The organism is Neolewinella antarctica (assembly GCF_011927835.1).
Lineage (GTDB): Bacteria > Bacteroidota > Bacteroidia > Chitinophagales > Saprospiraceae > Neolewinella > Neolewinella antarctica.
The window spans coordinates 442,401-454,560 of record NZ_JAATJH010000005.1 but is presented as its reverse complement, the minus strand read 5'-3'; the positions used below and the strand labels follow the sequence as shown (position 1 = coordinate 454,560).

The following is a 12,160-nucleotide window of genomic DNA, read 5'->3' as shown; positions in this document are numbered from 1 at the left end:
AGGCGGTAGGCGGTAGGCGGTAGGCGGTAGGCGGTAGGCGGTAGGCGGTAGGCGGTAGGCGGTAGGCGGTAGGCGGTAGGCGGTAGGCGGTAGGCTAAAATAACTAAAACTACCGCCTACTAGTCTATCGCCTACTTTTTCTACCGCTGTTCGTAAGGAAAAGTAACAATAAAGCTACTCCCCTTCCCGAGCTCACTCTCGATCCGGATGCTCCCGCCGTGGACTTCCGTGATCGTTTTCACGTAACTTAAGCCCAGACCGAAGCCCTTCACGTCGTGGCGGTCGCCGGTATGGACACGGTAGAAACGATCAAAGATGTTTTTTCGTGCCTCGCGGCTCATCCCGAGGCCGTGGTCCAGGATCGTGACCTCAACGCCGGTGGGGACGTTGCGCGTACTGACGACGATTTGCGGTGCTTCCGGCGAGTACTTGTTAGCGTTGTCAAGCAAGTTATTGACGAGGCTGGCCAGGTGCGTCATGTCGCCCTCGACGGACGACGGGTCAGCCTCGGGGATCACCACGACGCTCCCCCCGCGCGGCTCCACCTGGAGGCGGATGTACTCGCCCGCTTCGATGATGACGTCGTTCAAATCTACCTCGGTCAGGTTGAGGTTGAGGCGGTTCTTGTCCAGCTTAGCCATCTGGAGCACCTTTTCCACCTGGTCGTTCATCCGTTTATTTTCCTGCTTGATGATGTGGGCGAAGCGCATCACCTTATCCGGGCTGCCGGTTACTTTGGGGCTCATGATGCTGTCCGTCGCCAGGCTGATCGTAGCGATCGGCGTTTTGAACTCGTGGGTCATGTTGTTGATAAAGTCCGTCTTCATCTCCGAGAGTTTTTTCTGGAACAGAATGACGTAGATCGTGTAGACGAAACAGCCCAGAATAATGCTGATGAAGAGCAACGAAGCCAGGAGATTATTGAGGATGGTGTTGAAAATAACGCTTCCCTTGCGCGGGCTGTAGGCCAGGAGGTAGCCGGCGGCGTCGGTCTCGGTATCGTAAAGGGACACCCGGTAAGAACTACGTAACAAATCCAGGTGGCGGGCCGTATCCGCGCCGATTGTGGACAGTAACCGGCCGTTGCGGCTGACGAATTCTTTGTTGCGGACGTCGTAAACACCGTATTCAATGTCTCCCTTCAGGTCGGCGTTTTCGAAGGCGGTCTGGAGCCTTCTGTCGAGGAACTCCCGGTCGATCCGTTCCACGAGCGGGCGGGCGGCGTACTGCGTTTGCAGGCGCAGGCGGTAAGAAGGCTGTTCGGACAACTGAAGGTTTTTGCCCCCCAGCAGGCCGGGGCGGGGCAGATCGCGGGTTAGGTCGCCAGCAACGATGCCGGCCGTCTTGCCCATCCCACTATTATAGCCATTCGCCGATACGTTGATCTCCGTCGCTTCCTTTGCTTCCAGGTCGCGCGCGGTATTGTTGAGCGCATCCTGCAACGCCTCGTCGTAGCGCTGTTCGTTGACGTTCATGGCCGTCCGAATCAGGTTGTACTGCAGGAAGATTACGCCCAGGAGGGACACGGTCATCAGGGTGGTAATGAGAAAGATGGTTCTTTTGGCCATGAGTATTTTTTACCGCGTTGGGTGCAAGGTACTGGGGCGGGGGGCTTTTGTTATAGCGTCGCAACGGTGTCCTTAGTTTACGACGGCAAAGCGGGAGGAGGCCGTCCCCTTAGTATTGGGCGCGGTCGCGGGTGCGGGGTCATGACGGAAGGAGCCGAGGCTAACGGGCCGGCGCAAGACTGAAAATATGCAGGGTTACCGCAAGCAGGTCGGGTTATGAAGCCAACATCCGGTACGCCTAAATAAACCCTGCACCCGCGACCGCGCCCACTTAACGTACCTACCGGCTCACTACCAACCGCCCCACCACAAAACGACCGGAGGCAACACTCGTCGTACGCAATAAATACACGCCAACCGGTAGCTCCGTCAGCGAGAACCGGGCGCTGTGGCGCACCTCACGCGACCGCAATAGGTGACCCAACCCGTCAAAGATTTCCAGCCGCAACAGTTCACCGCCGGAGTAGGTGACGTGCAACTGCCCGGAAGTCGGGTTGGGATAAACGGTTAACTCCCCCTCCAGTGGGTTCGCAACGCCCGTCGCGCCATCCACGCCGTCACAATTTTCGTCGATGCCGTTGCCCGCCACGTCCGGCGCGCCGGGGTTGATGGCGGCGTTTACGTCATTGCATTCTTCGTAGAAGAGGTAGGTATCCTAGTCCCGGGTTAAGTCTAAAAAAGGAGAAGTGTGGCGTAAGGTAGGGAATGTCTTTTTGCGCGGGCGCGGGCGCGGGTGCGGGGTTTATTGGGTGGGGTTAATTGTTCTTCTCTCCAGTTAAACTACTTAAGGTTTCTTCACGTAGCGGATTGCTACAATTAGGACCGAGGTAACTTGGTATAATTTGATCCCAGTAGTCTTTTTAAAGTGCCACCCTATTTCTACGAAAGCTACTACCAGTACTCAGAAGCGCCGTACAAACGACCGTCCTGCAGGAAAACCGAGCTCAGGTCCTGGCGGACCCGTCCCTCCATCACGTTTTGAATAGCGAGATCGATTAAAAAATCGTCCCCGTTCTCCTGACTTCCTATTCGCCGCAGCGCAGCAAGTTTGGCTGGGTCTTCGGCGTAGGTACCGTGTGCTATTTTGTCGAGCGTATAAAAATCAGCGAACAGGGCAAATTTGATTTTGGCTAATTGGTGGTTCGATTTAGTAAAATTCGTGAACACCTTAAATGAACCCTTATTTTCAACGTAGAGTAGCGCTCCGTAGGAAACCGCTTCCCCTTCCCGGTGTGTTTCGAACGTTATGCCGCCAACGGGCTGGTCAAAGTGGGTGGATAGATTCACCGTCCGCAGTGGGCTCAAATAGTTTTTATCGTAATAATCCATCGCAGACCTTGCGGCGGACTCTTTCACCTTCAGATCAGGATTGTCCTGTGGGGTGTCGTAGAGCAACTTCCTGTATTCATCATCATTAGCCATCATCCAGGCCGCCAACAAATCTTCCGGTGTTTTATAGCCTTCGTGGAGCGACGGACGGTGGTGACCGCGATAGTACCAATCAGCCATAATGCGGTCCTTACTGAATAGCTTCAAATCGTACGTTGAAAACGAGTCGATTATCGTCAAGTAAATTGGTAAGGCCCTCGTTCTTTCTTCCAAAGAACATTCGTAGATATCGGCTCGATTCAGCGCCTTTGATTTTTCAATATTAGGGACGTCCAGGTACTTTACTCCGGTACTATCCATAACAGTCAAAGCGTCAACTGCGTAAGCATCAACCAGCGCATCGGTGGAAATGTAATCCAGCACCGTTTTCCAGTACCACATTTCCGCATTTTCTGGTAAATCAACCATCACCAAATTATTCCCTTCCTCCCTGAATAGCATATGCGCTTGGACACAACTACTATTATCTGGTGACAGAATTTGAAAGATCGCGAGCATATAGTCCGTGTCCGAAGTCGACAAATCACAGGCATACATCAAATGTACACGACCGTTCTCCGCGTTTAATTTTCGCTTGACCAACGCTACCGTTCGTGCCGTCTCGTAATCATTACATACGATTGTCTTACCGGTAAACATGGCTGGCAGTAGCTCCGCCAGTTGGAGCGCAACCTCCCGGTAAAAAGTGCAATTATCGCCCACAATCGGTATTGCCTGCGTGGACGTTTTATTTACGGGGTCTAAAATACTTACCATCGACTGATAGAATTCGTAAGTCACCTCCACTGATTGAGAAAAGTCCTGCTGCGCGCGGAGGGATAAACTCAAGAGTAGGTGCAGAATTGTCAGTATTAGGTATTTAGTCATTAGCGGTCTGGGAAATGTGGTCGGTTTGTTCTGAATCTAGGTTTAGCGATTTGTGAGGAAACCGGTCGGAGCGTGGTGAAAGCTTCGCCTGGATAGATCTACACCATAGCATCACCAAAGATTTAGAGCGACTGGCTTAAAATCCTGCGGCGTTTCATTTTTGGCTATAGTACAGATACTTATTTTGCCATCAGACAATATTACAACTTAAAATTGTAGACCTGCTTTGAACTTAAACAAACCACTCATCTTACCAAAATTCATTTGGCCCAATCATAGTAACTGATTCATAATAAGGTGCAAATTTCTTTTCAGGGGTATCACTCATTTCCATTAACCGGTAGAAACGATTGAGCAGAAAGGTAGCCTCTCCTGGGCGAAACGCCTCGTCTCGAATTACGGCGTCGCTACGTGAAGTGGACCCATCAAAATTAGCAACCACACCATTCTTGAGTTCATCAAATTTAACAGAAACTAGTAGTTGAATCTTATTACGGAGTCCAGGGTACTGATCAAAATTCGTAAATATGCGGTATCCATCTCGCGGCGAATCGTGCAAAATTAGCGCCCGCTTCTCTACGGATTGTCCGTCTGTACAAATATCAAAGACCACACCAGTCAGTGGCAAACCAAATTTATTTGGCACATCGACTGTATAGTCGAGAGTGAAGTATTTTTGCTTATAGAAGCTTAAGTCTGCTCTCTCCTTCCGCAACGCGTAATCAAGTATTGGTGCCTGTGCTGTGTTTTGGTACAACGGAGTAACGGTCTCCTTGGTGTAAGCAAGCATAAAGGCCGAGAGCAGATCCACGGGCTGTCGGTATCTGGCAACGCCCCGCAAGTCACTACCGTGACTGCGGTAGTAAGCAAGACCCAGTAACTGATCATCAGCATAATTATGTGTTTGAACCACGTCCTGATAGCCCGTCAAGGATGCAATTAATGCTATCGAATCGTTATCACCGTGTAGCCTATTACAATCATAAAAGTCCGCACTTGTCACTTTTCTACTACTAGCGAGTTTTTCAAGAGACAGGGCGCTCTCTTGGTTTTCGTTAATACTCGTGAGGTGCGGTTCTTCAGCTAAGCTATCTAACTTATTAAAATCAATAAATTGAAGAATCTCGTAGATGTTATTCTCTTTGTAGGGCGGGACATCAACTAGTTCGTACGCCGTGGCGGTTTCCATTAACAAGAGAGGAAGTGGGCGGCACTCCCCATTTGTTTCGTTGCGAATGGTCAGTAGCAGTAAGTGATATGAACGATCATATGATGCTAATAGCCCTCGATAGTTACACAGTACCTCCACTTGGTCCGTCATCAATTGTTGCTGCAGCGTCGTAACGTCTCTTTCCATCTTTAAGGAGGAGCACGTGACTTGTTTATCAGGTTCCACATCAGTTGCGACGATGTTTTCAATAACTCGGGTATAAAAATCGCAATTGGTTCCACCCAGCTTTTGCTTAAAGCGAATGCTGGGTGCTACGGGACTAATTGTTCCAGCTAGCTCAATGGGAAAGGCATAGGTTGTCTTACTTCCACTAGGGATGATTTGCTGACCAAATATATGGCTAGGTATACTTATAAGCAGTACCAGAATTACGTAATAGCGAGTGAACTTCATTAGTATTTATTAAAATGCGGAGTGGAGAGAATACCGAAGCTTAAAGGAACGCTTTGTGATGGAACCGGATGAAGAACCCAAGGGCCCACATTAAAGTTAGACAATAATTCCACTACGTTGGGTCGAACGGGAGATTGTATTTTCAATCCAGAGACACCTTCTTGTACACTCTCTAAGAGCGTGTCTAAAAATTTTAGGTTGTTATTTTGTCTAACGACGAAATTACCATCTGTATATTGGCTAAGTAGATAAACGTTACAGAATTTTTGACTGCCCGCTCTAAATCTTTAGTAATCCTACGGTAGAAATTCATCCACGCGAAGCTTCTTTCAACCACCCACCGTTTAGCTTCAACGACAAAGCCTTTACTACCCACTGGCCGAGATGGACATTCAAAGGTTACCGTATCAAGGTCGGCCGTGAGTTCGGCAAAACTCTTTCGATAAGCATTGTCACCAAGTAGCTTTTTAGCTCTCGGCATTTGGCCGGTAAAATCAGGGTAGATGAGGTCCTGACCGGCAACACCATCGTGAATATTGGCGGCGTGTACTTCTACTCGCCAAATACGACCAAGGGTATCCGTTACAATACTACGTTTGCGTCCATTGACCCATTTACCGCCATCTATTTTACGGTCGCTGCCAATCATTGAATTTAACATAGCATAACACACTGATCATCAAACAGTATAAGAATCGGTATCTCCTTCCGACCATGGATTACTTGACGCTCTAATCTGTTCAAAGCGTCATTAACATCTTGATGGTGGCATCTTTCAACCAGCAGTCAAAATAATAGAACACCGTTCGGTAAGGGGGGGGGGGAACTGATTCGGTAAGTTTTTTCACTGACATCCCGTACGGACCAGGCAAAAATTGGCATCGGAAATGTTGCGAAGATCATATTTGCTTGCGTTTGGCTGGTAGATATTGCTTAATTTTGTCCCACTGGCTGTCAGTCAACCGAGTCCACTGCTTGGTTATATCTTGTCTTTAGTTTAGCGACTTACAAGATACGGCTGACAGCCTTTTAGCTTCCGTCTAACAAAGTGCTCGCAAATTTAGACACGCTCTTAGAAATGGCACGCGACATATCCATTCATGCACGATTCGTGACGACTATTCCCTTATCGCTTTTTTTAAATGTCTAGCACATTTTGCCTTTCTTTTATTCCATAGAAGTTATTGAGCCAATCGTTGCTTGTTGTCATCATTTTAATTTTATATTTCAGAAAATGTTCAAGTACTATTTTATTTAATCGTGCTTTTACATTCTAAAATTGAAATGATCTTATCCATTTCTGATATTTACCCTCTATATCGCGACCAAATGACTCAGCGTAATACATTTTAAACTCGAATTGAGTACAGACGTATTCTTGTGTTACTTCGTTATAGTTATACGGCAATCTGAATCCTATATTTTCCATGGATAGCAAACAGGTCTCCAGTCTGTTAGAATTAATTCTTGCGTCGTTGAATCCATTGATCTTATAATCGTAACCTATCGGCATCCACTTGTCAGTTAATAGCATTACTGACACTAGACCTAATTTAACCTCCACTTCAATTTCCATTTCGTGGCTTATCCATTTTAGTTGACCTCTCTGATAAAACCCAACGTCCCCCGTCAATACAAAGCCTTCAATTGCTTCCGGATTTTCAGAGTCGAGATACATATCCATATCCTCAATTAAAACCTCATTACCATTTAGGTTATATTTCTTCAAGTTAAAAAGATTAAAATCTGAGAGTCGTTCGGAAATACCGTTCGCAACATCAAGGCTTTGCCTAAAGAATTCGAGTTGGCTCTCAGTGGAAAGATTAGCGAAGTTTCTTTTACTTCTTAAGCTGTAGTCAGAAATTTCAAAAGTCCAACCAGCAAAACCGTCTTTAAATACCATAGCAATATACGTTACGTAGATATATATTCAGCAGATCTACTTCACAAGAGTAACATATTTTTGTGTAGTTCGTTTAGAAAATTGTTGGGATCTATAAATTTTTGATTGAACATTTATTTGGTCTTAGACTTACGAGCTCAAGATCACATATTATATATGTGCAATTTGATAGCTTAGAGCTAAGGGTCCCTCTTTTGTATATTTACATTCTAAAATTTCCAATTGTCAAAACTTGCTTCAAACGCAATTGACATTGAAAATTCTGACTTAAAAAAAACGCAGTTAGCAAAGTTGGCTCGCGATAAATCACAGTCATGAAAAGCCACTCGCTCAAAATATGATTGCTCAAATTTAGCATCAACTGCAATTGAAGATATAGGGAGAAATTACCTAGTATTTTGTCGTCATCAATAGTGTACGTTTCTTTTTGTACTATAAAGTAAATAGGTTTGGTGAAGGACTTGGGTTGAACTTTCCTATCTCGCAATACACACTCAAACTTTAAATACGGGTGGTAGCTTTTTTGGGAATTTTACTTAAGATCTGTCAATATTGATCGGAGTGGTTCTGAGTTGCAGTACAAGCGATTTAGTGAGTTTAATTTGTGTAGTTTATTTCCAGGAAATACGGGTTGCTTTTAGTTTTTAATCGGGGCTTTATGTTTTCGCCTATGACGGAGAATTACCACGCATAATAGGAAAATTCAGCATCAGTGAAGCATTATGCCCCACAATTTTATATTGTGCCCTTAGGTAATATGCACTTACACAAGGTCTAAAATGAGAAGACTTATAAATTCCAGCTATGGGATTGATAAATTATGAACAAGACCCAATTTCTAGTCCTCATGAGTTTGTATCGTTCTAAGTTTGACGAGATTTTACCTCCTTTTAACCGGTAAGGGTGGCAAGCTTTAAAGCACTTTAACTTTCGGGCTGAAGGTAGAAAATCATTTGATTTCTTTACCATTAAGATGAACATTCTTAATAACACTAAGCGCTAGATCAAACGAATTCTCCTTATGCTCATCATACACTAATTTTAAACTACCTAACTTTTTTTGGAGCTGTTATTGGCTCATTTTCACTCACAATCCTCACGGCATCGTTGACGTAGAGCATAGGCTGACCGCTATAAACACATCGCAACAAACAAGCCCCCAATGGTGTTTCTTCCGATACTTCTTTCAACTTATCTAGGGTCAAGTTTAGAATTATAGTATTCCTTAACTTTCCTTTGAATGCCCAAAAGGCCTCTCGGTTCCAATTGACCAAAAAATAAAAGTTGTTTTCAGACATTTCTTCAGGCGATTTAACTTCAACAGGATACTTACCAGTTAAATCATGTATCCTGTTCCAAAGTTCTTTCAATTTATAAATCTGCAAAACTGATGCTTGGTAAGCTTGGTCAACAACTAAAAAATCTATAGTTAATTTATTTTGGGTATACATCTATTTTTGTATTAAAGTTAAAGTTGGCAGTTTACATTCATTTCAGTCAAATTTACCGGTGCAATATAGGCAAGTATTCGATCTCCTAACATCTCGCCAATTTCCGTTGACACATAATACGCATCATTTCGTAACGCCCATACGGACATATAAATTACATACCCTGCCCCCTCATAATATAAATTATTCACGCTCAGCTCCTTTACGATTAGCCGATTACCGACCTTCCTAAACTTTTCTATACAACAGTTACAACTCAGTAATTCCCAATCCAGTTATTTGAGAACCCCTCAATGTTCATCTTTCTGAAATCTTCGTAGTAGCCGTTCACCGTATCAATACGGTACTCAAGATAATTTGGGAGGATAATTTCTTTCTCGCAAAATGTTTTTGTCAGACGACTCGACACTGCCCCAGGGTAATTGATAACGATTCGGTCTGCTTGAACCGAAATAGATACTACTAAATCAAGAAGACAGTTCTTTATAACAGTATCCTTACAGAAAGAAAAAGTTGCGGTACCGAGGGATGGGTCTGGGAATTGTAAGTGCACGTAAACGTCGGAGCAATCCATAGGTTTATGAAATTTATCCCTAGTGGACTTCATGTAGTAAGCTAGATTGGATTTCGCTTGAAAGTCCTCGCTTACTTCAGCGGCAGCGAGACGATCTGACCAAACCGCATACGTAATTGCCGCTATTGCCGAGACGGCGAAAAAGATGAACAATAATCTACTTATATTTTTCATAGCCATCCAATATTCAATAGGCCTACGCTAGCCGTTCCAAGATAAGTAATTGCTACCTTCTTATTGGCGGCGTAGCATATATAATAGTCCGATCTAATTGATAACGTACAGTTGAGCGGGGTCTCTACCTCAAAAGTGACTAAACGAATAAAAATACTCACCAGTCCAAGCTGCACTAGCGGAAAGATAATCAAGGCAGGTAATGTTTATTATGGAAAACAGAACCATAAATGCAATAAGTATAATTGCTAATTTGTGGCCCTAGCGGTAGCGGTGGTCGTCCGCAAAATTGTACTGAACAACGACGTGCTGCTTCGGGTGGGCACCATGCTTATTCGTTTCCGCACTTCGTTATTCCGGGGGTTAGTGGGCGCGTTTCAGGTAGGCCAGCAGATCAGCTTGTGTGCTGGGTTACCAATGCTTTTATTTAGACTACAAATAGATTGATTTCGCTTTCACTGAAGAACATGACAAATGCATCTATTTTGGTAGTAGATTTTGGCGCGGTCCCGATAGCTATCGGGAGTGCAAGGTGCTGGGGAAGGCGTACGCAGTACCCTTGAACAAACTAAAATACCCGGCACCCGCGACCGCGACGCGTAAGCTAGTCCCGCACTCCGTCGGGGCGCCCTACTCCACCACCGTCTCCACCTCCGAACTAAAGGGGCTAACCCCACCGTCCCGAAAAATCGCCTGCATTAAATACCGGTACCGACGCCCCGCCTTCACGGCTTGGTCGACGAACTGCCGGTCAGCGCCGGCCAGCGCCTTGAGCAGTACCACTGGCTCCTCCCCTTCCCCCCGGTATAAATAAAATTCACTGGGCGCGGCGGCGTATTCCCAGTCCAGCGTAATGGTGTTTGCGTCTGGCTGCGCGGAAATGGTAATGTTTTCAATTGGTGCGCGCAAACCAAAATCACTCATCTCCACCGTCACCGGCTGGGAATTATCGGATACCAAACCATCGTCGTCAATGGCCCGGATAAAGTAGCGGTACACTACGTCAGGCTCCACCTCCGGATCAACGAAAGCCCCCCGGTAAGCACTCGTGTCGAAGGTGAGCACGGAGATGGGCGCGGCGGGACCGTCCATCACTTCCCGGAGTAACTCGTAGCTAACGACATCCTCCGAGGGGCTCGATACCCAGCTCAATTCGATCCCATCGTCCCCGGCCTCCCCCCGGCGAAATTGGGGCGCGACGGGCGGATAAACATCTGGCTTCTTCAATTTTAGTTTCGGACTAAAACCCGATCCATTCCCCCGCGTATCCACGCTCCGCAGTTGGTAAAAAACGTGCTCGTTGGGCGTGACCATGTTGACCGTGTCGACGAACTCCGGCCCGGGAAGCGGGTCGGGCGTGATCATTGCTAATTCCGTGCCGTCGTAGTAACCTTTGAAAAGGTAATAACCCGCCAAATCAGGTTCGTTGGTGGGCGTCCAAGTAAAGTGGGCGATGCCGACGCTGTCGATGTAGCCGGCAAAATCACGCGGGACGGCCGGGGGCGTGGCGTCAAAAGCCATCACGAGGCTTTCGAAGGAGCTAATCGTTCGGCCCGTTTTGGTGATAACCTGGACGCGGTAGAAGTTAGAGCGGTACTTCATCGGCACGGCGGCTTCGCGGACGTCCGCACCGATCTCGTCGAGGGCCGTGACGGGGGTGCCGCCCACGCTGTCGGTTACGATGATGCGGAAGTAGTCCACATAGGGTTCCTGCGCCTCGTCGAAAGTCCACTGCAGGACGGCGTAGTTGCTATCCGTCTGGATACTGCGCTGGATGCCCGGCGAGTACTTCACGTCTTCGAAGCCCTCTCCGGTGAGCTCCGAATAGACTTCGGAGCGGAAACCAAGAAAATCCTGCCCCCGCAAGCGGTAGGTGATGGGGACGTTGTTCTCGACGATCGCGTCGGTGCGGTAGAGGGATTTTAAGGCTTCGGGGGTCTCCTCGGTGATGTCAGTAGCGTACATGTACGGCCCGGAGGTAATATCTACGAACGCCCCCCCGTTAACGCTTTTTTCCACAAACCATCCCCAGTAGGCTTCCTTCATGTCGTAGTGTCGCCACTGCAGTTTTACGCGTTGATTATTAAACTGTCCCTTTAGCTCTGGTACGGAAGGCGGTTCGTAATCGATGAGGTTTCGTTGATAGTACAGCGTATCTCCGCTCGGTGTGGGGTAGATTTTCACGGCTATCCCCTCCCCCACGGCATCCCGCGCCAGCGCCCTCCCCTGGCCACTTTTCACGCTGGTTCGCCAGTCATGTACGGTACTGTAATTATGATTCAGTAGCAACTCGTTATCCCTTTCTGCAAGGGGGATATCCGGAATTTCCTCGTCTTTCATGTCTTCCCAGTCTTCCCCCGCAAGATCGAAGTAATAGAGATGAGCGATGGCTACGGAATCGTAGTTGTTGATAGCGGTAGCTAAATAATCTGATAAGGACAGCGCCCGCGGTTGTAAGGTCTCCACTAAGCCGAGGCCACCATTCGTGATTGTATAAATTTCTACGGTAAGGCCACCATCGAGCAACTGCCGAAAGGCCGGGCCGTTCTGTGGAGCCCAGCGTACGTATATCTGGCCATCCTGACGAAGTGCGCTGTACATACGGTAGTC

Annotated in this window: 9 protein-coding genes and 1 pseudogene; all 10 read right to left on the bottom strand. The window is 47.1% G+C overall.

Annotated features, from left to right (window positions below; all coding sequences use genetic code 11):
• Window positions 1-140: 140 nt before the first annotated feature.
• Window positions 141-1,568 carry a sensor histidine kinase gene (locus GGR27_RS15750; RefSeq protein ID WP_168039034.1) on the bottom strand — a complete coding sequence of 476 codons (1,428 nt, stop codon included), beginning with the start codon at window positions 1,566-1,568 and terminating at the stop codon, window positions 141-143.
• A 280-nt stretch (window positions 1,569-1,848) separates the two neighbouring features.
• Entirely contained in the window at window positions 1,849-2,121 is a 273-nt protein-coding gene (locus tag GGR27_RS20155; RefSeq protein WP_320060361.1) for a T9SS type A sorting domain-containing protein, read from the bottom strand.
• A gap of 6 nt (window positions 2,122-2,127) precedes the next feature.
• Window positions 2,128-2,187 (bottom strand): annotated as a pseudogene (locus GGR27_RS20310) (MopE-related protein); the annotation flags it as partial.
• A gap of 272 nt (window positions 2,188-2,459) precedes the next feature.
• Window positions 2,460-3,824, bottom strand: coding sequence for a hypothetical protein (locus GGR27_RS15740; protein ID WP_168039030.1), 1,365 nt, complete (start codon window positions 3,822-3,824; stop codon window positions 2,460-2,462).
• Between the two features lie 250 nt (window positions 3,825-4,074).
• Window positions 4,075-5,448 (bottom strand): hypothetical protein, encoded by a 1,374-nt coding sequence (locus GGR27_RS15735; RefSeq protein WP_168039028.1) that lies wholly within the window; start codon window positions 5,446-5,448, stop codon window positions 4,075-4,077.
• 193 nt (window positions 5,449-5,641) lie between these two features.
• Window positions 5,642-6,097, bottom strand: a complete 456-nt coding sequence (locus tag GGR27_RS15730) for a transposase (RefSeq protein WP_168039026.1) — start codon at window positions 6,095-6,097, stop codon at window positions 5,642-5,644.
• A 624-nt stretch (window positions 6,098-6,721) separates the two neighbouring features.
• Complete coding sequence (locus GGR27_RS15725) at window positions 6,722-7,351, bottom strand: hypothetical protein (RefSeq protein WP_168039024.1); 630 nt, start codon at window positions 7,349-7,351, stop codon at window positions 6,722-6,724.
• A gap of 209 nt (window positions 7,352-7,560) precedes the next feature.
• On the bottom strand, window positions 7,561-7,677 hold the full coding sequence (locus tag GGR27_RS20640) for a pentapeptide repeat-containing protein (protein WP_168039022.1): 117 nt from the start codon (window positions 7,675-7,677) through the stop codon (window positions 7,561-7,563).
• Window positions 7,678-8,397: 720 nt separating this feature from the next.
• A complete protein-coding gene (locus tag GGR27_RS15715) occupies window positions 8,398-8,802 on the bottom strand; it encodes a hypothetical protein (protein ID WP_168039020.1) in 405 nt (134 codons plus the stop codon).
• A gap of 1,378 nt (window positions 8,803-10,180) precedes the next feature.
• Window positions 10,181-12,151, bottom strand: a complete 1,971-nt coding sequence (locus GGR27_RS15710; RefSeq protein WP_168039018.1) for a fibronectin type III domain-containing protein — start codon at window positions 12,149-12,151, stop codon at window positions 10,181-10,183.
• Between the last annotated feature and the right edge of the window lie 9 nt (window positions 12,152-12,160).

Excerpts from the sequence above, each read along its gene's own strand:
- GGR27_RS15750 (WP_168039034.1), bottom strand. The coding sequence starts at position 1,568 with ATGGCCAAAAGAACCATCTTTCTCATTACCACCCTGATGACCGTGTCC.
- GGR27_RS15740 (WP_168039030.1), bottom strand. The coding sequence starts at position 3,824 with ATGACTAAATACCTAATACTGACAATTCTGCACCTACTCTTGAGTTTA.
- GGR27_RS15735 (WP_168039028.1), bottom strand. The coding sequence starts at position 5,448 with ATGAAGTTCACTCGCTATTACGTAATTCTGGTACTGCTTATAAGTATA.
- GGR27_RS15730 (WP_168039026.1), bottom strand. The coding sequence starts at position 6,097 with ATGATTGGCAGCGACCGTAAAATAGATGGCGGTAAATGGGTCAATGGA.
- GGR27_RS15725 (WP_168039024.1), bottom strand. The coding sequence starts at position 7,351 with ATGGTATTTAAAGACGGTTTTGCTGGTTGGACTTTTGAAATTTCTGAC.
- GGR27_RS15715 (WP_168039020.1), bottom strand. The coding sequence starts at position 8,802 with ATGTATACCCAAAATAAATTAACTATAGATTTTTTAGTTGTTGACCAA.
- GGR27_RS15710 (WP_168039018.1), bottom strand. The coding sequence starts at position 12,151 with ATGTACAGCGCACTTCGTCAGGATGGCCAGATATACGTACGCTGGGCT.